This is a genomic window from Proteus vulgaris (assembly GCF_033708015.1).
Lineage (GTDB): Bacteria > Pseudomonadota > Gammaproteobacteria > Enterobacterales > Enterobacteriaceae > Proteus.
Map to the genome: position 1 here is coordinate 4,071,460 of NZ_CP137920.1, position 23,646 is coordinate 4,095,105.

Below are 23,646 nucleotides of genomic sequence, written 5' to 3' on the forward strand. Positions count from 1 at the left end.
TCTGACAACAAACAAACCAGAATATTCATTTAAGGAAAATTCTGGTTAATATTGTCAAATGCAACGTTTCAGAAAAAGCGTTTCATCCTTATACTATGAGGTAATGGCTAAGGCTGAATAGAATATTTTTCGCTTTTTGACGCTCTGACGGAGGGCATAATGGACGAGTTCAAACCTGATAATGAAACCAAGGGTAATAATTCACTCAAACCTGATACATCGGATAGACCTGAACGTCGAACCAACCGACCTCGTAGTAATCCATTAAAAAACGCACGATTCTCTGTATCCCGTCAACAGATGATGATTGGTGTCGGTGTTTTAGTCCTTATTCTGCTCATTATCGCAATAAGCTCAGCATTAAAATCACCAGAAACAGCTGAACCTGCGCCTGCAACCAATACAGAACGAAATATCGACTTATCTCAGCAACCGTCATCCGTTACGCCTTCAGAAAATGGTCAACCATCAACACCTCAATCTATTTCTGGGCAAGATATACAACCGGTAACACCACCTTCACAAAATTTACCGCCAATGATTGATTCTCAAGGTCAACGTGTTGAGATCCCTGGAGATATCGTTGATTCTTTAAATCAACAACAAACGGGTATTAATCAAGCGACTAATCAGCAAAATACACAACAGCCAAAACCGGTACAACCTGTTACACAGCCGCCTGTCACTCAGCCAGTACAAAAACCAGCTGAAGTAAAAACACCACCAACAAAACCACTAACACCAGCAGCGACCACGCAACCTAAACCTACGGCGACTAAACCTGTTGTTTCTGGCTCATTATCAGCAGGTAATTTAAGCACGATCCCTGCGACTAACTATACGCTGCAATTAAGTGGTGCAAGCCGCCAAGATACCTTAGAGGCTTTCGCTAAAAAGAACCTTAATGGAAACTACGCTATTTACAAAACACAGCGTAACGGTAACCCATGGTATGTACTCATCTATGGAAATTATCGTAATATAAGTGAGGCCAAGCAGGCCATTTCTTCTTTACCAACGCCAGTACAAGCAAAACAACCTTGGGTTAGACCGATGAAGCATGTTCATCAGGATCTAAAAAAATAATTAAGACGAAGTTCACCGCTGATATGCTGTCTGAAACAGAGTACAATCGGCGACTCTGAAACGATTGAGAAATTTGGACGGCATGAAAAAAAAACGCGCATTCCTAAAATGGGCTGGTGGTAAATATCCTTTGGTAGATGACATTAAACGTCATCTACCTGAGGGTAATTGTTTAATTGAACCTTTTATGGGTGCTGGTTCTGTTTTTTTAAATACAGAATACGATTCATATATTCTTGCCGATATAAATAGTGATCTAATTCATCTCTATAATACGGTAAAGCAACATCCTGAAAAATTTATGAAGGATGCCCGCTTATTATTTACCCCTAAAATGAATATCGCAGAAGAATTTTATCAACTACGACAAGAATTTAATCATTCAAAGGACGCTTATCAGCGTAGTGTATTATTTCTCTATCTTAACCGTCATTGCTACAATGGGTTATGTCGTTATAATTCAAAAGGTGAATACAATGTCCCTTTTGGTCGTTATAAAAAACCTTATTTTCCTGAAGCAGAGCTAGTTTGGTTTTCTGAAAAAGCACAAAAAGCCGAATTTGTTTGCCAAAGCTATTCATCGACTATGAATAACGCAGAAAAAGGCGCTGTCGTTTATTGCGATCCGCCTTATGCTCCATTATCACCGACTGCAAATTTCACGTCATACCATACAAATAGCTTTAGTTTTCAGGAGCAGGAACATCTGGCTCAACTTGCCTCAATGCTGGCTTACGAGAGACAGATACCCGTGTTAATATCAAATCATGAGACTGCGTTAACAAAAGAGTGGTACGTGAACGCAAAAGAGCTACACAGTGTGAAAGTCAGAAGAACAATCAGTAGCAACACGCTGGGTCGTAGCAAAGTAAACGAATTACTTGCCTTATATAAATAATCGTTAACACCTCCCGACAATGGGAGTGTTGTCAGGAGAATGCGATGAAAGACTTTCTGATTGCCCCTTCTATTTTATCTGCTGATTTTGCTCGTCTTGGTGAAGATACTGAAAAAGTACTCTCAGCGGGTGCCGATGTTGTTCATTTTGATGTTATGGATAACCACTATGTTCCTAATCTGACCTTTGGTGCACCAATTTGTAAGGCACTGCGCAACTACGGTATTACAGCCCCCATTGATGTTCACCTCATGGTAAAACCCGTTGATCGAATCATTCCTGATTTTGCAAATGCTGGTGCAACTTATATCTCATTTCACGCTGAAGCTAGTGACCACGTCGATCGCACTATTCAATTAATTAAAGATTGTGGTTGTAAAGCAGGCTTAGTGCTTAATCCAGCAACCCCATTAAACTATCTCGACTATGTTATGGATAAATTAGATCTTATCCTGCTAATGTCTGTTAACCCAGGCTTTGGTGGCCAATCTTTTATTCCTAATACGCTCGATAAATTACGCCAAGTTCGTAAGATGATTGACGATGGTGGTTATGACATTCGTTTAGAAATTGATGGCGGTGTCAAAGTCGATAATATTGCTGAAATTGCGCAAGCTGGCGCTGATATGTTTGTTGCAGGCTCTGCTATTTTCAATCAGCCAGACTATAAGCATGTTATCGACAATATGCGCCGTGAATTAGAAAAGGTATCGTAATGACAGATAAAAAACTCAAAGGTATCCGTGCTATCGCCTTTGATCTTGATGGCACCCTTACCGACAGTGCTGTTGGTCTTACAGAAGCAACAGACTACGCATTAAAAGCAAAAGGCTTCCCTCCAGCGGGTAAACATAATGTCACTATTTGGGTTGGGAACGGCGTGGATATGTTACTAACACGCGCTTTACACAATGCTGGCGTCGAGGATGTAACTGATACCTTATTAAAAGAGATGCGTGATCTTTTTGATGAACATTATGCCATCTCAGTTAAAACAGGCAGCGATTTATTCCCCCACGTCAAAGAAACTCTTGAAGCCTTGGCGTCACACAATATTCCTCTGGGTATTGTGACCAACAAACCAACACCATTTATTGCGCCATTACTACAACAACTGGAAATTGAAAAATACTTTTCCTTAGTGTTAGGTGGTGATGATGTAAAAGAAAAAAAACCGCATCCAGCACCATTATATTTAACAATGGGCACGTTTGGTGTTAAAAAAGAAGAACTCCTTTTTGTTGGGGATTCTCGCAATGATATTATTGCAGCACAAGCGGCTGAGTGCCCTTGCGTAGGTTTAACCTACGGCTATAACTACGGCGTACCTATTGCAGACAGCAAACCTGATTTTACTCTCGATAATTTTGCTGACTTGCTCTCTATCCTCGATATCACGCCAATGACAACTGTGGAACAGAATTAAAATGACGACTTCAGTAGAAAAAACGGCACAAAAGCCAATTGTATTCAGTGGTGCACAACCTTCTGGTGAATTAACAATCGGAAACTATATGGGTGCGCTACGTCAATGGGTACAAATGCAAGATGATTATGATTGCATTTACTGTATCGTTGACCAACACGCTATTACAGTACGCCAAGATCCTAAAGAGCTAAGAAAAAGAACCTTAGATACATTGGCTCTGTACCTTGCTTGTGGCATTGATCCAGAAAAAAGCACTATTTTTGTTCAGTCACATGTTCCACAACATGCGCAATTAAGCTGGGCACTTAACTGCTATACCTATTTTGGTGAATTGAGCCGAATGACTCAATTTAAAGATAAATCAGCACGTCACGCTGAAAATATCAATGCAGGCTTATTCGATTATCCGGTATTAATGGCAGCGGATATTCTGATTTATCAAACAAACCAAGTGCCTGTTGGTATCGACCAAAAACAACATCTTGAATTAAGCCGTGATATTGCTCAGCGTTTTAACGCTATTTATGGCGATATATTTACCGTGCCAGATCCTTTTATTCCTAAAGGCGGTGCTCGAGTAATGGCATTACAAGATCCAACTAAAAAAATGTCTAAATCAGATGATAACCGTAATAACGTTATCGCGTTGCTTGAAGATCCAAAAGCAGCCGCTAAAAAGATAAAACGAGCAATGACAGACTCAGAAGAGCCACCTCGTGTTATTTACGATCTTGAAAACAAAGCGGGTGTGTCTAATTTACTCGATATCTTAGCGGGTGTTACAGGTAAAACTATTCCTGAATTAGAAGCTGAATTTGAAGGCAAAATGTACGGTCATCTAAAAGGTGCTGTCGCTGATGCGGTATCTGAAATGCTAACCAACATTCAAGAACGTTTTAACACATTCCGTAATGATGAAGCCTTACTTAATAAAATCATGAAAGAAGGTGCTGACAAAGCCAAAGCTCGCGCTCAAGCAACCTTAGATAAGGTTTATGACGCAATCGGATTTATTGCACATCCATGATATTTCGTTAATACATAAAAAACACCTCGCCTATTTTTAGGAAGGTGTTTTTTAGTAAAGAGGGAATTAACGCTTTACGCCTTAAACAACCGTCGATTAAAACTCTCAATAGTTTGATTTTTCAATCTTAACTGCATAGTCTTACTCCAACTTGCTGATAATCCTGCTGTACTTAATAGGCGATGATAAAGCTCTTCATCAAACGGCATATGGAAAGCAATCGAAATCGCTTCTTTAACAGAGACACTGCTGTTTCTTGAAACCAAAACAAGAGGATGATGACTGCCTGTTTCTCCTGTACTTACAACGCGATATAACCAACCACAATAACCACTATCTTGCATAATTTGCGAAAAATTACTAACTTCTGTCACTGTATTCAGTTTGTAGCAAGGAGAACGAGGTTGAGTCACTTGAATTAATGCTGTTCCCCATTGATAAATATCACCAATAAAAACATTTTCTTCTGTCATGCCTGTTGTTGAGATATTTTCACCAAATGCAGGGGCATTGAAAAAATCAGTCAATTGCGGGAATTGTTCAGCCCAATAACGATAATGTTCTTTAGGATAGTGGCAAAGTGCGCGATCAGGTCCACCGTGAAAATGCTTTTCTGCTTGCTCATCACCTTCTAATCCTTGTGGTGTCAATTTGATATGACCATCCACCAGCCTTTTGGTGATCGCACTGGTAAATCCATTAGATGTTGTTGTGATATTACCGATAAAAACACTAGGAAAATAACGCATAGTTCACTACCTAAACAGAAAAGAATAACTCATAGTAAAGATAGTGTTCAAAAGAAACAATGCCGACAAATGTCGGCATTGAAAATATAAAAAAAAGGACGTTATCTACTCAATTATGCTTTACTCTGAAAACGTTTTTGCGCTTCGTCCCAGTTAACGACAGACCAGAACGCTTTAATATAATCAGGACGGCGATTTTGATATTTCAAGTAGTAAGCATGTTCCCACACATCTAACCCTACAATTGGGTAACCAGATGCGCCCGCTAACTCTTCACCCATCAATGGGCTATCTTGGTTTGCAGTAGATACTACCGCAAGTTTGCCATCGTCTTTTAATACCAGCCAAGCCCAACCTGAACCGAAACGGCTAGCAGCAGCTTTTTCAAATAGTTCTTTAAAGGCATCAACGCTACCAAAATCGCGCTCAATCGCATCTTTTAGTGAACCTTGTAATTGAGTACCTAGCTTCAGGCCTTTCCAGAATAATGAGTGGTTAGAGTGACCCCCCGCATTATTACGTAAAAAAGTGCGTTGATCAGCAGGCACTTTATGAAGATTTTTAACTAACTCATCAATGTCTAAACCAGCAAGCTCAGGTAATTTTTCTAATGCTGTATTGGTATTATTCACATAAGTTTGATGATGCTTAGTATGGTGAATTTCCATTGTACGCTCATCAAAATGAGGCTCTAATGCATCATAAGCATAAGGCAGTGCAGGTAATGTATAGCTCATATTTATCTCCAGTGCTGTTTTATCTTGGATCACACCATGTGATTTATCTTTTCATTTCATTATAGTGAAAAAAACGTTAATGAAAATCATTATCATATCCATATTATTTTTGTGGTTTTTTTATCCAGCACGGTTAAACTATTTTTCACAGTATATTATTTTAATTTAAAAGCATTTAATTACACAATAATCCTATTAAACAAGAAAATAATAGATAAATAATATCCCGCTAGCTTTAGCACTAATTGAACATTCCATGAAAAGCATTTCCATTAATTCGTGATCTTCTGCGCAAAAAAGAAACAATCTTTATTTACCCTCTTTTGTTAACGACTTTTTGACATAGTATTAACAATAGTGAGGAGAACTATTATGACAAAAATAAACCAACATCATATTCCTGCAAACATTGCAGAACACGCCCTGATAAATAAAGAGCAATACCAAAAAGATTATGAATTATCCATCAAAAACCCTGAGGCCTTTTGGGCAGATAAAGGGAAAATCATTGACTGGATAAAACCATATACGGTGGTAAAGAACACTTCCTTTGATCCTGGCCATGTACGCATTCGCTGGTTTGAAGATGGTCAGCTAAATATCAGTCAAAACTGTCTTGATCGCCACCTTAAAACACGAGGTGATCAAGTTGCCATTATTTGGGAAGGTGACTCACCAAATGAGTCGAAAAAAATCACCTACCGACAACTCCACCAAGATGTTTGCCAATTCGCTAACGTATTAAAAAACTTAGGTATTAAAAAAGGCGATGTTGTGGCTATTTATATGCCGATGATACCAGAAGCCGCGGTCGCTATGCTCGCTTGTACTCGTATTGGTGCCATCCACTCCGTTATTTTTGGCGGTTTCTCTCCTGAAGCTGTTGCAGGTAGGATCATTGATTCAAAAGCTAAATTAGTGATCACAGCTGATGAAGGTTTACGTGCAGGTCGCGCTATTCCTTTAAAGAAAAATGTTGATGATGCTTTAAATCACGCTGATATCCCCCCTATTAACCATGTAGTGGTATTTCGTCGAACAGGACATACTGAACAATGGATTGAAGGGCGTGATGTTTGGTGGGATGAAATTATTCAAGGTGTCAGTACAGAATGTGATGTTGAAGTTATGGATGCAGAAGATCCTCTCTTTATCCTGTATACATCAGGTTCAACAGGCAAACCTAAAGGTGTACTGCATACAACGGGGGGTTATCTCGTTTATGCTTCAATGACCTTTAAATACACTTTTGATTATCACGAAGGCGATATTTATTGGTGTACTGCAGATGTCGGCTGGGTAACAGGACATAGCTACTTATTGTATGGTCCGCTTTCAAATGGTGCGACTACGGTTATGTTTGAAGGGGTTCCTAATTATCCATCTGTTAACCGTATGGCTCAAGTTGTTGATAAACACCAAATCAATATCTTATATACAGCACCGACTGCAATCCGTGCATTAATGGCTGAAGGCGATAAAGCAATTGAGGGCACTCAACGCACTTCTCTGCGCATTCTAGGCTCTGTTGGTGAACCTATTAACCCTGAAGCATGGGAGTGGTTCTATCAGAAGATGGGACGCAGTCAATGCCCTATCGTTGATACATGGTGGCAAACAGAAACGGGGGGTTTTATGATAACCCCATTACCAGGTGCTATGGATCTAAAACCAGGCTCAGCAACACGCCCTTTCTTCGGCGTTCAGCCTGCAATTGTCGATAATATGGGAGAAATACAACAAGGGGCTTGCGAAGGTAACTTAGTGATTACTGATTCTTGGCCTGGCCAAGCAAGGACTCTTTTTGGTGATCACGACCGTTTTGAACAAACCTACTTTTCAACCTTTAAAGGGATGTATTTCTCTGGTGATGGCGCTCGTCGAGATGAAGAGGGTGACTATTGGATAACAGGGCGTGTTGATGATGTCTTGAATATTTCGGGTCACCGTTTAGGAACAGCAGAGATTGAATCAGCGCTTGTTGCACATCCTAAGATTGCAGAAGCTGCCGTAGTGGGTATTCCACACAATATTAAAGGGCAAGCCATTTATGCTTATGTCACTTTAAATCATGGTGAAGAGCCAACACCTGAACTTTATACTGAAGTTCGCAACTGGGTACGTAAAGAGATTGGACCAATAGCCACACCTGATATCCTTCATTGGACAGATTCCTTACCCAAAACACGATCAGGGAAAATTATGCGCCGTATCTTGCGTAAGATTGCCTCTGGCGACACAACTAACCTCGGGGATACCTCAACACTCGCAGATCCGGGTGTTGTAGAGAAACTGTTAGAAGAAAAACAGTCTCTTTCACTCACGGCTTAGTACACAACAAAATAGCTGTCATTTAAAAAACGTAATACGACAAAGCAAAGGCATTTTCATGCCTTTGCTGGGCTCTCTTACCTAAAAATCATGAAATGCAGGGGATTGAAGCCTCTAAATCAAGTGATAAACCAAACAATTATATAGAGGAGAACTCTGATGAATGCCAATATTTATCAAGAGATAAAAAACAACCCTCGCTTTAAAGAACTGGTTAATAAACGTAGTCGTTTTTCATGGACACTTTCAATTATTACGCTCGTTATGTATGTCTCATTTATCTTACTTATTGCGTTCTATCCACAATGGTTAGGTACACCACTGTATGAGGGAAGCTACATTACACGAGGTATCCCCATTGGTATGGGATTAATCGTCGCTTCATTTTTATTAACGGGCATTTACGTTATTAGAGCCAATACAGAGTTCGACAAACTTACCACTGAAATTATTGAAGAGGTAGAAAAATGAGAAAGTTACTCTACGCAATAAGCTTATTTTTTCTCTCTTCAACGGTTGCTTACGCTACCGCAATAACAGAAGGAGGAGAGAAACAACCTATGAATATTCAGGCCATCATTATGTTCCTAATATTTGTAGGATTAACACTTTACATCACTTATTGGGCTTCTAAACGTACACGCTCTCGTGCTGATTACTATACTGCTGGAGGAAAAATTACTGGCTTTCAAAACGGGATGGCAATCGCAGGTGACTTTATGTCTGCCGCATCGTTTTTAGGGATCTCTGCACTGGTTTATACCTCAGGTTATGATGGGCTTATCTATTCAATTGGATTTCTAATTGGTTGGCCTATCATTCTTTTTATCATTGCTGAACGCTTACGTAATTTAGGGCGTTATACCTTTGCTGATGTTGTCTCTTATCGCTTAAGCCCTAAACCTATAAGAACACTCTCCGCCATTGGATCATTGGTTGTTGTTGCTCTTTATCTGATTGCACAGATGGTAGGTGCTGGAAAATTAATCGAACTCCTCTTCGGCTTAAACTACCATATTGCCGTTGTGCTCGTCGGTATTCTAATGGTGTTATATGTTTTATTTGGGGGCATGTTAGCCACCACTTGGGTTCAAATCATTAAAGCTATCTTATTACTTGCAGGTGCAAGTTTTATGGCTGTTATGGTGATGAAAACTGTCGATTTTAATTTCAATACCTTATTTAAAGAAGCCGTCAGTGTTCACTCAAAAGGATCCTCTATCATGAGTCCTGGTGGGTTGGTTTCTGATCCTATATCTGCTCTCTCTTTAGGTCTTGCTCTCATGTTTGGTACGGCAGGACTTCCTCATATCATCATGCGCTTCTTTACTGTTAGTGATGCAAAAGAAGCCCGTAAGAGTGTTTTCTATGCAACAGGTTTTATCGGTTATTTCTATATTCTTACTTTTATCATTGGTTTCGGCGCTATCTTACTCGTTAGCCCTAATCCTATGTTCAAAGATGCCGCTGGCGCTTTGATTGGTGGAACCAATATGGCGGCAGTTCATTTAGCAGATGCCGTTGGTGGTAATTTCTTCTTAGGCTTTATTTCAGCCGTTGCCTTTGCCACGATTTTAGCGGTTGTTGCAGGACTGACTTTAGCGGGTGCATCTGCGGTCTCACATGATCTCTACGCTAATGTAATTAAAAATGGTCACGCAGATGAAAGACAAGAGCTAAAAGTATCCAAAATTACTGTGGTTATCTTAGGCATTGTCGCTATCGGTTTAGGGATTTTATTTGAAAAGCAAAATATTGCTTTTATGGTAGGGCTAGCGTTCTCAATTGCGGCGAGCTGTAACTTCCCGATCATCTTGTTATCTATGTATTGGAAAGGACTTACAACACGAGGTGCTGTCGCGGGAGGATGGTCTGGGCTATTAGTTGCTGTCATGTTGATGATTTTAGGACCAACAATTTGGGTGAGTATTTTAGGTCATGAAAAACCTATATACCCTTATGAGTATCCAGCATTATTCTCAATAATCATTGCGTTTGTTGTCTCATGGCTTTTCTCTATTACAGATAAATCATCTTTAGGTGAGCAAGAAAAAGCAAAATTCCAAGCACAGTTTATTCGTTCTCAAATAGGTTTAGGTATTGAACAAGGTAAACAGCATTAACAGCCTAAAATAATGTTATATCTAAATAAAAATAACCCCAAAGTGAACGCCAACTTTGGGGTTATTCATTACCAATGATTTCTACCAATTAACATAAAAATATTGATTTTATTTATCGCATTTACTTATTTAGAATATTTTTAAGCTTTAACTACATATCTATACGATTATTTAAATAACTTATTATTCATTATTTTACCGTTATAAGAACAAAAATAAATCAAAATAAAATCAATCAATTACAAGTAAAATCACACACAACTTATTTCCTATATAACTTATTAATGACACTAAGAAGCCAAAAATAATAAGTAAAAAACATAATAATATCAGTTTCAGACACACTTCAGCCAAACAAGGCTTGTATTGTCAAAAAGTAAATGGTTAACTTTTTATTCTACATAAAAAGAGGTGGTAGTTTTTAAATAGATTATGTCTAGGTTAACTCATTACGCACTTTTATTTTTCTTATCTATGGCACCGGCAATATTGGGTGGTTCAACGCTGCATATAGAACAAAAAATCTATATTGTACTTATTGGTTGGCTACTTATGCTGATATGTAGTGGCATTTATCGTTCTGTTTTTGGGAAAATAATAACCTTTACTATTAGTGCACTATGGTCTTTAAACCTCTCTATTTCTCTCTTTTTCTATCGTGAGCACGATAGTACCTTTTCATCATCCATTGCTGAAACTTTTATTAATACTAACGGCAGCGAAACTGTCGGTATGCTCTCTTATAATAAGTATTATGTTTTATTTTATGTATGTGTTTTTACTATTTACTATTTTCTCATCCATAAAGCGGCTAGCGTCTCTAATCTAAAAACAACAAAAAAAAGTATGATTGCCTTTATTATATTAATAGCACTCATTCCAATTTATAAAAGCTTGGCATTAAGAAGCGATAATAACAGTAAATTACTTGCAGAATATACCCTTCTAAATACACCTTTTTATAATGCAGCAGCACTTGTCCGAACCTTTCACGAAAATCGCCAAATTAGAAGAATTGCCTCTCAGAAAGTTGAGTTTCAATATACTAAAAATAGTGATAATACAGAAGTTTATATCCTTATTCTTGGAGAATCAGTGCGTAGAGATCATCTAGGAATTTATGGCTATCAGCACAATACAACACCTAATCTAATGAAAGAAAAGAGTAATCTTATTCTATTCAATAAAGTGTATTCTCCAGCACCAGTAACCATTCTTTCTGTACCAATTTCACTCTCAAATATAGGGTTAGAACAATTACAAGATAAAAATCATTACGCTGACAATATTGTTTCCCTCGCAAATCATGCTGGATTTAAAACATATTGGCTAAGTAACCAAGGTGAAGGCAATCAAAAAACCAGTGTTATTTCTGTCATTGCTAATATGGCCCAAAATAAAAAGTGGAATGAATTTATCGGTTATGATGAGGAGCTACTACCTTATTTAGATAAAGCTCTCAATGAGCCATCTACACAGAAAAAATTAATCATCTTACATACATATGGTAGTCATGAGCCGGCCTGTAATCGATTTCCAAGTCAGTATTTGAAAAAGTTTACACAAGAAGATGATGATAACTGCTATGACAGCTCTATCGCATATACAGATAAATTAATTAATGACATCATCGAGAGAGTGAAAGATAAACCAGCCACTGTTCTCTACTTTGCAGATCACGCTTTACAGCGTCTCGATAAAAATAGAGAGGTTCGTTATCATCATGGTGTCAATACACCACGAAAAGAAGCGTATGACATCCCCTTGTTCATTTGGTATAGCCCATCATCTATTAAACCTATTATCAATAATGACGTTTTAAATAAGCCTTATTCTACGGTAAATAACTATTGGTTACTCAGTAGTTGGCTTGGAATAGAACATCATTCTCCTCAAAAATGTCACTCACCATTAAATGAGTGCTATCGTCCGAAAGCATCAATCACCGTTATTGATGGTAATAAAAATTTGTTAAATTATAATAACTTGAGATCAGAGCAACAAGAGCCACAATAATATGTGGCTCATTATAAACAACAATTAACGGTCTTCAATTACAACATAAATGGCATTTAAAGATCCGTGAACACCAACAACTTTAATTAACTCAATATCAGAGGTACAACTAGGACCACTGATAATATTAATACAAGAAGGCATTCTAATATCACATTCAGCCATTTGATGTAGCTTCTCTGCTAACTGTGCAACTCGGGGTAAAATGGTACTGCGTTTAATAACAAAAATCGTGGTTTCTGGTATTAAGCTAACACTACGTCCTTTATCTGCCCCTGAAAATAAAACCACCCCTCCCGATTCTGCTAGCCCATATTCAGCAAATACAATTCCAACCTTAGCCCGCTTAACTAATTCAATATTTTTTTCACCGAGATGGTGATCCCAAATTTGCACTTCACAATGCAGTGATAATAAATCGATAGCACCACTCTCTTTTAAACGCAGATCTCCTGTTAAAATAACAGGTTCGCCATACTTCTCAGTCAGTGTAAGTAAGGTGTGAGATAATGCATCTTGTGTTGTAAGTTCATAACGACTTCCTGCTAACTTAGCGGTGTTAAGAAAATACTGGTAGCAATCTTCTTCTGATAGATCAGTTAATCGTTCTTCAGGATACATATTAACGGGTACAGGCAATACTTCAGGATTAGTTTTTAATGGTCTACCTAATTGAGAAGCAAGATGAGATAAAAAAGCTTCTTTGTTATTATTCATTGCTTATTTCTCCTCTTTTTGATGTTTTTTAAACCAGCTACGAAAACTTTCTCCATCACCTTCAGGGAGATCTCTTGCTTCAGTCCACGCTTTTAACGCTCCAATATTTAATGGTACTTTGCCATCTTTAATAAACCATTTCGCTGCATGAGCACCTACATTCATCCCTACTTTCCATAATGCAGGATGACGATTAACATAATTAAAGATATCGGTAATAGTACGTTCTGTTTTTGGGGTAATACCTTCTGTAACCATAACCGCTCTGTGTTTTTTAATGAGACCTGATAATGGTATTTTTACAGGACATACAGAGTCACATGCTGTACATAATGAACAAACATAAGGCAAGTATTTAAAATCTTTATATCCGCCTAAAAGCGGAGTTAAAACAGCGCCAACAGGGCCTGGATAAATAGAACCATAACCTTGTCCACCAATATGTCGATAGGCAGGACAAGTATTCATGCAAGCACCACAACGAATACAACGTAAAATATCTTTAAATTCAGAGCCAATGATTTTTGAACGCCCATTATCAACAATAACAAGATGAAAATCTTCTGGGCCATCTACGTTGTCATTTTCTCTAGGACCTGTGAGCCAAGTGTTATACCCCGTTAAACGCAACCCTACAGCGCTACGCGCTAACATAGTAATCAAGATATCAACTTCTTTAAATGTAGGAGCAATACGTTCCATTCCCATTACCGCTATATGAGTTTTAGGTAATGTGGTACTTAATCTAGCGTTACCTTCATTCGTTACTAGACAGATAGAACCCGTCTCAGCAACAGCAAAATTACACCCAGTGATCCCAATATCTGCCGTAAAAAAATCATCCCGTATATTTTGGCGAACAAAACGAGTCATCTCTTCTGGTGTATCAGAGCCGTTATAACCCAGCTTATCGTGAAATATTTGTCGTATTTGCTCTCTATTTTTATGAATAGCAGGCACAACAACATGAGAAGGTGCATCTTTTGCTTGTTGTAGAATAAATTCAGCTAAATCGGTTTCAATAACATTAATACCAGCATCTTCTAATGCTTTATTCATGCCTATTTCTTCTGTCACCATTGATTTAGCTTTAACAATCTTCTTTGCTTTTTTCTCTTTCGCAACATTTAATATATATTGTGTTGCTTCTTCTTTTGTTTGAGCAAAAAATACATGGCCACCATGTTGTTCAATTTTTTCAGATAGCTGATATAGATAGGCATCTAGATTTGCCAATACATGATCACGAATTTGAGCTGCTCTATCACGCCAATCTTCCCAATGACCGAGTTCATCCACCATTTTTTGGCGATTACGTCCTATGGTCTCTTGAGCATTAGCAACTGCTTTTTGCATCACTTCATCATGGACTTGGCGATTAATTAAATCCTTGAAGGGAATAGTACTTGTTCTTAACGACATAATTCCTCCTCATGGCTCATTAATACCTGAGCAATATGTAATACTTTGACAGGATGACCTTCCCGTTCTAAACGCCCACCAATATTTAATAAGCAACTTACATCAGCACCAATTAAATAATCAGGCTTAACTTCCATAATATGGTGTACTTTTTCTTTCACCATTTCACCAGAGATCTCTGCCATTTTTACAGAGAATGTTCCCCCAAACCCACAACACGTTTCCATGTCCGTAAAAGGTAATAACTCAAGCCCTTTGACATGACGTAACAAAATAAGAGGTTCTTCTTTAACGCCCATTTTACGAAATAGGCTACAAGAAGGATGATAAACCGCTTTACCATTAAGGCTTGCACCGACATCAACAATGTCTAATTGCTTTACGATAAAAGAAGTTAAATCAAACATTCTATTAGCAACTCTTTCAGCACGTAATGCCCATTCAGGCTCATCAGCAAGATATTTGGCATAACCTTTTATTGCATAAGTACAAGAACCAGCGGGGGATATGATAGGGAATTCATTAGCTTCAAATGTCTCAATTAACATTTTCATGGCCAGTTTTGCATTTTGAATATAACCACTATTAATTGCTGGTTGACCGCAACACCCTTGTTTTTCCAGAAAATGAATTCGACAACCTAACTTTTCTAACAGCAATACACTGTCTTTCGCCATCTGGGATTTCAGAGCATCCCCGATACAAGTTACATAGAAATTAACATCCACGCTTATGCTCCTATTACTCATCATTTGCAAAACAACACACTGACTCAAACCGTTAGTTTATTATTTTATTTGTATGACAATTAATACTGGCACAAAAAAGCTGTTAAATATATGTTTAATTCTGTGTTTTTTTATAACTTGGTATGTTTAAAATGCGGGTAAATGTTAAATATAAAGATTTATAAATTGTTATTTATAATAAAAACAACTTATTATAGAATGATGAATAGCTAAACTATCAGTATAAAATTTTTTAAATTCATAAATAATAAACGCAAAAAAGCCAACCCATTGGGTTGGCTTTCTCGTCTTATTTAATGCCTGGCAGTTCCCTACTCTCACATGGGGAGACCCCACACTACCATCGGCGCTACAACGTTTCACTTCTGAGTTCGGCATGGGATCAGGTGGGACCGTTGCGCTATGGCCGCCAAGCAAATTCTGTTTTATTACCCGTCACTCACCTTTTTAGCGGTTCGTCACCAGTAATATCAATCTTAAACAAGCTTACTTCATCGTTTCGTCTCTCTGACAAAACACCTTCGGTGTTGTCAGGTTAAGCCTCACGGTTCATTAGTACTGGTTAGCTCAACGTATCGCTACGCTTACACACCCAGCCTATCAACGTCTTAGTCTTAAACGTTCCTTTAGGTCACTCAAGGTGACAGGGAAGACTCATCTCGAGGCAAGTTTCCCGCTTAGATGCTTTCAGCGGTTATCTCTTCCGCACTTAGCTACCGGGCAATGCCATTGGCATGACAACCCGAACACCAGTGGTGCGTTCACTCCGGTCCTCTCGTACTAGGAGCAACCCCTCTCAATCTTCCAACGCCCACGGCAGATAGGGACCGAACTGTCTCACGACGTTCTAAACCCAGCTCGCGTACCACTTTAAATGGCGAACAGCCATACCCTTGGGACCTACTTCAGCCCCAGGATGTGATGAGCCGACATCGAGGTGCCAAACACCGCCGTCGATATGAACTCTTGGGCGGTATCAGCCTGTTATCCCCGGAGTACCTTTTATCCGTTGAGCGATGGCCCTTCCATTCAGAACCACCGGATCACTAAGACCTACTTTCGTACCTGCTCGAGCCGTCACTCTCACAGTCAAGCTGGCTTATGCCTTTGCACTAACCGCATGATGTCCGACCATGCTTAGCCAACCTTCGTGCTCCTCCGTTACTCTTTAGGAGGAGACCGCCCCAGTCAAACTACCCACCAGACACGGTCCCCGATCCAGATTATGGACCTAGGTTAGAACATCAAACGTTAAAGGGTGGTATTTCAAGGTTGACTCCATGCAGACTGGCGTCCACACTTCATAGTCTCCCACCTATCCTACACATCAAGGCTCAATGTTCAGTGTCAAGCTATAGTAAAGGTTCACGGGGTCTTTCCGTCTTGCCGCGGGTACACTGCATCTTCACAGCGAGTTCAATTTCACTGAGTCTCGGGTGGAGACAGCCTGGCCATCATTACGCCATTCGTGCAGGTCGGAACTTACCCGACAAGGAATTTCGCTACCTTAGGACCGTTATAGTTACGGCCGCCGTTTACTGGGGCTTCGATCAAGAGCTTCTCCCTAAGGATAACCCCATCAATTAACCTTCCAGCACCGGGCAGGCGTCACACCGTATACGTCCACTTTCGTGTTTGCACAGTGCTGTGTTTTTAATAAACAGTTGCAGCCAGCTGGTATCTTCGACTGGCTTCGGCTCCGTCCGCGAGGGACTTCACTTACCGCCAGCGTGCCTTCTCCCGAAGTTACGGCACCATTTTGCCTAGTTCCTTCACCCGAGTTCTCTCAAGCGCCTGAGTATTCTCTACCTGACCACCTGTGTCGGTTTGGGGTACGATTGTTGGTAACCTGAAGCTTAGAGGCTTTTCCTGGAAGCAGGGCATCAATTGCTTCACCACCTTAGTGGTTCGTCATCACACCTCAGCATTAAGTGACCGGATTTGCCTAATCACTCTGCCTACATGCTTGAACCGGGACGACCGTCGCCCGGACAACCTAGCCTTCTCCGTTCCCCCATCGCAGTTACCACCAGTACGGGAATATTAACCCGTTTCCCATCGACTACGCTTTTCAGCCTCGCCTTAGGGGTCGACTCACCCTGCCCCGATTAACGTTGGACAGGAACCCTTGGTCTTCCGGCGTGCGGGTTTTTCACCCGCATTATCGTTACTTATGTCAGCATTCGCACTTCTGATACCTCCAGCATACCTCACAGTACACCTTCGCAGGCTTACAGAACGCTCCCCTACCCAACAACACATAAGTGTCGCTGCCGCAGCTTCGGTGCATGGTTTAGCCCCGTTACATCTTCCGCGCGGGCCGACTCGACCAGTGAGCTATTACGCTTTCTTTAAATGATGGCTGCTTCTAAGCCAACATCCTGGCTGTCTGAGCCTTCCCACTTCGTTTCCCACTTAACCATGACTTTGGGACCTTAGCTGGCGGTCTGGGTTGTTTCCCTCTTCACGACGGACGTTAGCACCCGCCGTGTGTCTCCCGTGATAACATTCTTCGGTATTCGCAGTTTGCATCGAGTTGGTAAGTCGGGATGACCCCCTAGTCGAAACAGTGCTCTACCCCCGAAGATGAGTTCACGAGGCGCTACCTAAATAGCTTTCGGGGAGAACCAGCTATCTCCCGGTTTGATTGGCCTTTCACCCCCATCCACAAGTCATCCGCTAATTTTTCAACATTAGTCGGTTCGGTCCTCCAGTTAGTGTTACCCAACCTTCAACCTGCCCATGGATAGATCACCGGGTTTCGGGTCTATACCCTGCAACTCATTCGCCCAGTTAAGACTCGGTTTCCCTACGGCTCCCCTATACGGTTAACCTTGCTACAGAATATAAGTCGCTGACCCATTATACAAAAGGTACGCAGTCACCCCATAAAGAGGCTCCTACTGCTTGTACGTACACGGTTTCAGGTTCTTTTTCACTCCCCTCGCCGGGGTTCTTTTCGCCTTTCCCTCACGGTACTGGTTCACTATCGGTCAATCAGGAGTATTTAGCCTTGGAGGATGGTCCCCCCATATTCAGACAGGATAACACGTGTCCCGCCCTACTCGTCGAGTTCACAATAACAGCATCTTCGGATACGGGGCTATCACCCTTTACTGCCGGACTTTCCAGACCGTTCTCCTGATGCTGCTATTGATTAAGACTCTGGGCTGTTCCCCGTTCGCTCGCCGCTACTAGGGGAATCTCGGTTGATTTCTTTTCCTCGGGGTACTGAGATGTTTCAGTTCTCCCGGTTCGCTTCATTAACCTATGTATTCAGTTAATGATAATATCCATAGGATATTGGGTTTCCCCATTCGGAAATCGTCGGGTATAACGGTTCATATCACCTTACCGACGCTTATCGCAGATTAGCACGTCCTTCATCGCCTCTGATTGCCTAGGCATCCACCGTGTACGCTTATTCGCTTAACCTCACAACCCGAAGATGTTTCTCTCGAAGACGACTTTAAAGGTCATGGCTACACAAGCATCAATTCGTTGTTGGGCAGTGCTCGTAATGCTCACATACTTAAGTATGCTGCGCTTACTGCGCGCTGTCCGCCTAGAATTGCTGTTGTTCGCTCATGACACTCGCCTTGGAGTATCACAAATTCAAGGTCTGAGATTTTGAGAGACTCATCAATATACCTCGGTGATATATTGATTTGTTTTCAATTTTTCAGCTTGTTCCAGATTGTTAAAGAGCAAAATAATTCGCAGTATACTATTGCTAATATACTCTGAATTATTAATTTATATTCAAGAGATTATGGTGGAGCTAAGCGGGATCGAACCGCTGACCTCCTGCGTGCAAGGCAGGCGCTCTCCCAGCTGAGCTATAGCCCCATAATGCAGTCGAAATACCCGTATAACCACTCCTTTTTCTTCTTATAGAAAGAAGCTTTTTCTTTAGGCAAGGCGTGGAGTAACGAAGTTTACTTAAAGTAAACGAGTTGCTTCACAACACAGCATAAAGGAAAAGTGGTAGGCCTGAGTGGACTTGAACCACCGACCTCACCCTTATCAGGGGTGCGCTCTAACCACCTGAGCTACAAGCCTATACCGGTATTTCTGCTCGTTCTTCATCAGACAATCTGTGTGAGCACTGCACATAACACGTATCTCTTAGGTAAGGAGGTGATCCAACCGCAGGTTCCCCTACGGTTACCTTGTTACGACTTCACCCCAGTCATGAATCACAAAGTGGTAAGCGCCCTCCCGAAGGTTAAGCTACCTACTTCTTTTGCAACCCACTCCCATGGTGTGACGGGCGGTGTGTACAAGGCCCGGGAACGTATTCACCGTAGCATTCTGATCTACGATTACTAGCGATTCCGACTTCATGGAGTCGAGTTGCAGACTCCAATCCGGACTACGACAGACTTTATGAGTTCCGCTTGCTCTCGCGAGGTCGCTTCTCTTTGTATCTGCCATTGTAGCACGTGTGTAGCCCTACTCGTAAGGGCCATGATGACTTGACGTCATCCCCACCTTCCTCCGGTTTATCACCGGCAGTCTCCTTTGAGTTCCCACCATAACGTGCTGGCAACAAAGGATAAGGGTTGCGCTCGTTGCGGGACTTAACCCAACATTTCACAACACGAGCTGACGACAGCCATGCAGCACCTGTCTCAGCGTTCCCGAAGGCACTCCTCTATCTCTAAAGGATTCGCTGGATGTCAAGAGTAGGTAAGGTTCTTCGCGTTGCATCGAATTAAACCACATGCTCCACCGCTTGTGCGGGCCCCCGTCAATTCATTTGAGTTTTAACCTTGCGGCCGTACTCCCCAGGCGGTCGATTTAACGCGTTAGCTCCAGAAGCCACGGTTCAAGACCACAACCTCTAAATCGACATCGTTTACAGCGTGGACTACCAGGGTATCTAATCCTGTTTGCTCCCCACGCTTTCGCACCTGAGCGTCAGTCTTTGTCCAGGGGGCCGCCTTCGCCACCGGTATTCCTCCACATCTCTACGCATTTCACCGCTACACGTGGAATTCTACCCCCCTCTACAAGACTCTAGCCAACCAGTTTCAGATGCAATTCCCAAGTTAAGCTCGGGGCTTTCACATCTGACTTAATTGACCGCCTGCGTGCGCTTTACGCCCAGTAATTCCGATTAACGCTTGCACCCTCCGTATTACCGCGGCTGCTGGCACGGAGTTAGCCGGTGCTTCTTCTGCGGGTAACGTCAATTGATAAGGGTATTAACCTTATCACCTTCCTCCCCGCTGAAAGTACTTTACAACCCTAAGGCCTTCTTCATACACGCGGCATGGCTGCATCAGGCTTGCGCCCATTGTGCAATATTCCCCACTGCTGCCTCCCGTAGGAGTCTGGGCCGTGTCTCAGTCCCAGTGTGGCTGATCATCCTCTCAGACCAGCTAGAGATCGTCGCCTAGGTGAGCCATTACCCCACCTACTAGCTAATCCCATATGGGTTCATCCGATAGCGCAAGGTCCGAAGAGCCCCTGCTTTGGTCCGTAGACGTCATGCGGTATTAGCCACCGTTTCCAGTAGTTATCCCCCTCTATCGGGCAGATCCCCATACATTACTCACCCGTCCGCCGCTCGTCAGCAAGAAAGCAAGCTTTCTCCTGTTACCGCCCGACTTGCATGTGTTAGGCCTGCCGCCAGCGTTCAATCTGAGCCATGATCAAACTCTTCAATTAAAAGTGTTTGATGCTCAAAGAAATCGAAAACTTAGCTATTCATAAATGAATTTACTTTTGTTGTTCACTCTTCAAGACTTGATACATCTAATATTTTAGAAGATATCGTCTCTGCGAGTGCCCACACAGATTGTCTGATAATTTGTTAAAGAGCAGTGCAACATTCGCTGCCGTTTCCGGTCTTCTGCGTTGTTGCGAGGAGGCGTATAATACGTTATTCCTCTGAAGAGTCAAGAGTTTTTTCAAACTTTTTTCTTTTCTCTTCGCTGTCCTTCGTGGCTGTTGTCAGCTCATCGTCGGTCAGTGGATGCGCATTATAGGGAGATCTCGGATTAGCGCAAGTATTTATTTCAATTTTTTTTCCGTTCGCTTTTTTTTTCAACAAAACAAGGAAAAACGCTCTAACTTTATGCTGATAGCGTGAAATCCGAACAGCTTTCTCTAGCTGACTCACGTAAGATAGAAAATAAACTATGGTATAGGTAACCTTTATTATGCAATTTAGCGAACAACGTTCAGCTTCTCAGAAAAATCTTTCTTATATAGTTGCTGAAAAATTAGGTAAACAAATTCTTTCTGGCCATTATGAACCTGAATCTTTGTTACCAGGAGAAATAGAATTAGCAGAATTACTCTCCGTCAGCAGAACAGTTATCCGAGAAGCAATAAAAATGCTTGCTGCTAAAGGAATGCTTTTGCCTCGCCCAAGAATAGGTACTCGAGTGACTCCAATGCAAAATTGGAATCTATTAGATAATGATCTTCTTAATTGGTGGATAGACAGTGGTGAATTTAATAAGGTCAGCCATTATTTTCATCACGTTCGTTTAGCAATAGAACCTCAAGCCTGTTATTTAGCTGCATTTAATGCAACAGAAAGCCAAAAACAGTCTCTTGCGTTATTTGGTAGAGAAATGCAGTTACTTGATGAGAATTTTGATAGACAACATTGGTTAGATATCGATACTCAATTTCACTATCTTATTTATCAAGCAAGTGGCAATCCATTCTTTGCCTCTTTCGGCTCATTATTTCTTTCTGCTTACAAAAAGTATTTCGATCTTATTGTAGGTAACGAAACCGTTCAGCCAGAAACACATAATCAAATAGTTCAAGCCATTATTGATAAAGATGGAAATAAGGCACGTGATCTCTGTTTAATCTTATTAACAAGTGATTGAATAGTTTTAATACAAATTTTGTAGATTTTCTGTTTATAATATAGCGATAATCAAAATATAGAATAAAGATGGTGTACGCTTCATGTTGAAATCCGCCCAAAATATGTCTGGGTTGCCTTGGATTGCTGCAATGGCTTTTTTTATGCAGGCTCTCGATGCAACTATTCTTAATACGGCATTACCAGACATAGCAAAAAGCCTTAATCATTCTCCTCTTGCCATGCAATCGGCTGTTATCAGCTACACCTTAACTGTTGCATTATTAATCCCTGTCAGTGGTTGGTTAGCAGATAGATTTGGAACACGTAAAATTTTTATTATTGCGGTTTCTTTATTTTCAGGTGGATCTTTATTATGTGCACTTTCTCCTAATCTTACTTTTCTTGTTATTTCACGGATTATACAAGGTATAGGTGGTGCAATGATGATGCCAGTTGCACGCCTTGCTTTATTAAGAGCTTATCCGCGCAGCGAATTACTTCCTATTCTAAATTTTGTCACAATGCCAGGATTGGTAGGTCCCATAGCAGGACCTCTTCTAGGGGGAATATTAGTTACTTATGCCTCTTGGCATTGGATATTTATTATAAATATTCCTATTGGCTTATTAGGTATTTTCTATGCCATAAAACATATGCCTAATTTCACTATGCCAAAACGTAAATTTGATTTACTTGGCTTTATTTTCTTTGGATTTGGCTTAGTGATGCTTTCTGTTAGCCTTGATCTTTTTGGTGATAAAAATATCTCTCGATATATTCCTATTGCTGTTATTTTAGGTGGATTTTCTTTACTAGGCTTATATATCAATCATGCAAGACGCCACCAGCAACCTCTTATTCCCCTCAATATATTTAAAACACGAACTTTCTCTGTAGGTATTGTAGGAAATATTGCAACAAGATTAGGAACTGGATGTATTCCTTTCTTAATGCCACTTATGTTGCAAGTCGGTTTTGGCTACCCTGCAGTTATTTCCGGTATGATGATGGCACCAATGGCTCTGGGTTCTATTTTAGCAAAATCATTTGTCACTAAGATCTTAGTGAAATTTAGTTATCGCCGAACACTCTTTATTATTACGATTATTATTGGGCTGATGATCGCTCAGTTTTCACTACAATCGCCTGATATGTCTATTTATTATCTTGTCATTCCACTCTTTTTATTAGGTGTGGTCATGTCTATACAATTCACATCAATGAATACCATTTCATTGGCTGATTTAACAGACAACAATGCTAGCTCAGGAAATAGTGTTTTAGCTGTCACCCAACAATTGGCAATTAGTTTTGGTATTGCAGTGAGTGCATCTATTTTAGGATATTTTGAGACAGAGAAAGTGGGCACTACAGTTGATAACTTTCATTATACTTTTATTACTGTTGGTATCATTACATTGCTTTCTTCTTTTGTATTTTTACTCCTTAATAAACATGATGGCGATAATCTAACTAATAAAAAGAAAAAAGCCTGATAGCTTTATTCAAACTAAAAAGAGAGCA

16 protein-coding genes, 2 tRNA genes and 3 rRNA genes are annotated in these 23,646 nt (G+C 40.6%); 11 read left to right on the top strand and 10 right to left on the bottom strand.

What is annotated here, in order from left to right; translation table 11 throughout:
* Positions 1 to 159 precede the first annotated feature (159 nt).
* The 5 genes from SB028_RS19065 to trpS all read left to right on the top strand — a co-directional run bounded on the left by SB028_RS19065 (position 160) and on the right by trpS (position 4,440).
* Positions 160 to 1,086, top strand: a complete 927-nt coding sequence (locus SB028_RS19065) for an SPOR domain-containing protein (protein WP_069369424.1) — start codon at positions 160 to 162, stop codon at positions 1,084 to 1,086.
* Positions 1,087 to 1,168: 82 nt separating this feature from the next.
* Positions 1,169 to 1,984 (top strand): adenine-specific DNA-methyltransferase, encoded by an 816-nt coding sequence (gene dam / locus SB028_RS19070; protein WP_069369423.1) that lies wholly within the window; start codon positions 1,169 to 1,171, stop codon positions 1,982 to 1,984.
* A 44-nt stretch (positions 1,985 to 2,028) separates the two neighbouring features.
* On the top strand, positions 2,029 to 2,700 hold the full coding sequence (rpe, locus tag SB028_RS19075; RefSeq protein WP_069369422.1) for a ribulose-phosphate 3-epimerase: 672 nt from the start codon (positions 2,029 to 2,031) through the stop codon (positions 2,698 to 2,700).
* Positions 2,700 to 3,410 carry a phosphoglycolate phosphatase gene (locus SB028_RS19080; RefSeq protein ID WP_069369421.1) on the top strand — a complete coding sequence of 237 codons (711 nt, stop codon included), beginning with the start codon at positions 2,700 to 2,702 and terminating at the stop codon, positions 3,408 to 3,410. Before rpe ends, SB028_RS19080 begins: the two co-directional genes overlap by 1 nt.
* Position 3,411: 1 nt before the next feature.
* Positions 3,412 to 4,440, top strand: coding sequence for a tryptophan--tRNA ligase (trpS, locus tag SB028_RS19085; RefSeq protein ID WP_023583113.1), 1,029 nt, complete (start codon positions 3,412 to 3,414; stop codon positions 4,438 to 4,440).
* A gap of 74 nt (positions 4,441 to 4,514) precedes the next feature.
* Here trpS and yiiM read toward each other — a convergent pair whose 3' ends face one another.
* Together yiiM and sodA are read right to left on the bottom strand one after the other, a co-directional pair.
* Positions 4,515 to 5,189: a 6-hydroxyaminopurine reductase gene (gene yiiM / locus SB028_RS19090; RefSeq protein WP_069369420.1), complete on the bottom strand. Its 675-nt coding sequence runs from the start codon at positions 5,187 to 5,189 to the stop codon at positions 4,515 to 4,517.
* 113 nt (positions 5,190 to 5,302) lie between these two features.
* On the bottom strand, positions 5,303 to 5,926 hold the full coding sequence (sodA, locus tag SB028_RS19095) for a superoxide dismutase [Mn] (protein WP_069369419.1): 624 nt from the start codon (positions 5,924 to 5,926) through the stop codon (positions 5,303 to 5,305).
* 372 nt (positions 5,927 to 6,298) lie between these two features.
* Between sodA and acs the strand changes: the two genes are divergently transcribed.
* The 4 genes from acs (at position 6,299) to SB028_RS19115 (ending at position 12,396) form a co-directional block, all read left to right on the top strand.
* Complete coding sequence (acs, locus tag SB028_RS19100; RefSeq protein ID WP_069369418.1) at positions 6,299 to 8,257, top strand: acetate--CoA ligase; 1,959 nt, start codon at positions 6,299 to 6,301, stop codon at positions 8,255 to 8,257.
* Positions 8,258 to 8,416: 159 nt separating this feature from the next.
* On the top strand, positions 8,417 to 8,728 hold the full coding sequence (locus SB028_RS19105; protein ID WP_069369417.1) for a DUF485 domain-containing protein: 312 nt from the start codon (positions 8,417 to 8,419) through the stop codon (positions 8,726 to 8,728).
* Positions 8,725 to 10,380, top strand: a complete 1,656-nt coding sequence (locus SB028_RS19110) for a cation acetate symporter (protein ID WP_069369416.1) — start codon at positions 8,725 to 8,727, stop codon at positions 10,378 to 10,380. The genes SB028_RS19105 and SB028_RS19110 overlap by 4 nt, the downstream gene beginning before the upstream one ends.
* A 432-nt stretch (positions 10,381 to 10,812) precedes the next feature.
* A complete protein-coding gene (locus SB028_RS19115) occupies positions 10,813 to 12,396 on the top strand; it encodes a phosphoethanolamine transferase (protein WP_069369415.1) in 1,584 nt (527 codons plus the stop codon).
* Positions 12,397 to 12,420: 24 nt separating this feature from the next.
* On the opposite strand, the gene SB028_RS19120 is transcribed toward SB028_RS19115, so the two are convergent.
* The 8 genes from SB028_RS19120 to SB028_RS19155 form a co-directional block, all read right to left on the bottom strand.
* Entirely contained in the window at positions 12,421 to 13,113 is a 693-nt protein-coding gene (locus tag SB028_RS19120; RefSeq protein WP_069369414.1) for a LutC/YkgG family protein, read from the bottom strand.
* A gap of 3 nt (positions 13,114 to 13,116) precedes the next feature.
* Positions 13,117 to 14,535, bottom strand: coding sequence for a LutB/LldF family L-lactate oxidation iron-sulfur protein (locus SB028_RS19125; protein ID WP_069369413.1), 1,419 nt, complete (start codon positions 14,533 to 14,535; stop codon positions 13,117 to 13,119).
* A complete protein-coding gene (locus tag SB028_RS19130) occupies positions 14,526 to 15,263 on the bottom strand; it encodes a (Fe-S)-binding protein (RefSeq protein ID WP_069369412.1) in 738 nt (245 codons plus the stop codon). Before SB028_RS19130 ends, SB028_RS19125 begins: the two co-directional genes overlap by 10 nt.
* A gap of 319 nt (positions 15,264 to 15,582) precedes the next feature.
* Positions 15,583 to 15,698: ribosomal RNA gene (gene rrf / locus SB028_RS19135) — 5S ribosomal RNA — on the bottom strand.
* 117 nt (positions 15,699 to 15,815) lie between these two features.
* A 23S ribosomal RNA gene (locus SB028_RS19140) occupies positions 15,816 to 18,719 on the bottom strand.
* A 338-nt stretch (positions 18,720 to 19,057) separates the two neighbouring features.
* Positions 19,058 to 19,133, bottom strand: a tRNA-Ala gene (locus SB028_RS19145).
* A gap of 136 nt (positions 19,134 to 19,269) precedes the next feature.
* Positions 19,270 to 19,346, bottom strand: a tRNA-Ile gene (locus tag SB028_RS19150).
* Between the two features lie 71 nt (positions 19,347 to 19,417).
* A 16S ribosomal RNA gene (locus tag SB028_RS19155) occupies positions 19,418 to 20,960 on the bottom strand.
* The 16S, 23S and 5S rRNA genes sit together here with 2 tRNA genes alongside, the layout of an rRNA operon.
* A 494-nt stretch (positions 20,961 to 21,454) precedes the next feature.
* On the opposite strand from SB028_RS19155, the gene SB028_RS19160 reads away from it, so the two are divergent.
* Both SB028_RS19160 and mdtD read left to right on the top strand, forming a co-directional pair.
* Positions 21,455 to 22,141 carry a FadR/GntR family transcriptional regulator gene (locus tag SB028_RS19160; protein ID WP_023583311.1) on the top strand — a complete coding sequence of 229 codons (687 nt, stop codon included), beginning with the start codon at positions 21,455 to 21,457 and terminating at the stop codon, positions 22,139 to 22,141.
* An 82-nt stretch (positions 22,142 to 22,223) separates the two neighbouring features.
* Entirely contained in the window at positions 22,224 to 23,618 is a 1,395-nt protein-coding gene (mdtD, locus tag SB028_RS19165) for a multidrug transporter subunit MdtD (protein WP_069367409.1), read from the top strand.
* Positions 23,619 to 23,646: the final 28 nt, after the last annotated feature.

Bases quoted from the DNA above. Each gene is read 5' to 3' on its own strand.
- acs (WP_069369418.1), top strand. From the start codon at position 6,299: ATGACAAAAATAAACCAACATCATATTCCTGCAAACATTGCAGAACAC.
- rpe (WP_069369422.1), top strand. From the start codon at position 2,029: ATGAAAGACTTTCTGATTGCCCCTTCTATTTTATCTGCTGATTTTGCT.
- trpS (WP_023583113.1), top strand. From the start codon at position 3,412: ATGACGACTTCAGTAGAAAAAACGGCACAAAAGCCAATTGTATTCAGT.
- SB028_RS19065 (WP_069369424.1), top strand. From the start codon at position 160: ATGGACGAGTTCAAACCTGATAATGAAACCAAGGGTAATAATTCACTC.
- mdtD (WP_069367409.1), top strand. From the start codon at position 22,224: ATGTTGAAATCCGCCCAAAATATGTCTGGGTTGCCTTGGATTGCTGCA.
- sodA (WP_069369419.1), bottom strand. From the start codon at position 5,926: ATGAGCTATACATTACCTGCACTGCCTTATGCTTATGATGCATTAGAG.
- SB028_RS19110 (WP_069369416.1), top strand. From the start codon at position 8,725: ATGAGAAAGTTACTCTACGCAATAAGCTTATTTTTTCTCTCTTCAACG.
- SB028_RS19160 (WP_023583311.1), top strand. From the start codon at position 21,455: ATGCAATTTAGCGAACAACGTTCAGCTTCTCAGAAAAATCTTTCTTAT.
- dam (WP_069369423.1), top strand. From the start codon at position 1,169: ATGAAAAAAAAACGCGCATTCCTAAAATGGGCTGGTGGTAAATATCCT.
- SB028_RS19125 (WP_069369413.1), bottom strand. From the start codon at position 14,535: ATGTCGTTAAGAACAAGTACTATTCCCTTCAAGGATTTAATTAATCGC.
- SB028_RS19105 (WP_069369417.1), top strand. From the start codon at position 8,417: ATGAATGCCAATATTTATCAAGAGATAAAAAACAACCCTCGCTTTAAA.
- yiiM (WP_069369420.1), bottom strand. From the start codon at position 5,189: ATGCGTTATTTTCCTAGTGTTTTTATCGGTAATATCACAACAACATCT.
- SB028_RS19120 (WP_069369414.1), bottom strand. From the start codon at position 13,113: ATGAATAATAACAAAGAAGCTTTTTTATCTCATCTTGCTTCTCAATTA.
- SB028_RS19115 (WP_069369415.1), top strand. From the start codon at position 10,813: ATGTCTAGGTTAACTCATTACGCACTTTTATTTTTCTTATCTATGGCA.
- SB028_RS19080 (WP_069369421.1), top strand. From the start codon at position 2,700: ATGACAGATAAAAAACTCAAAGGTATCCGTGCTATCGCCTTTGATCTT.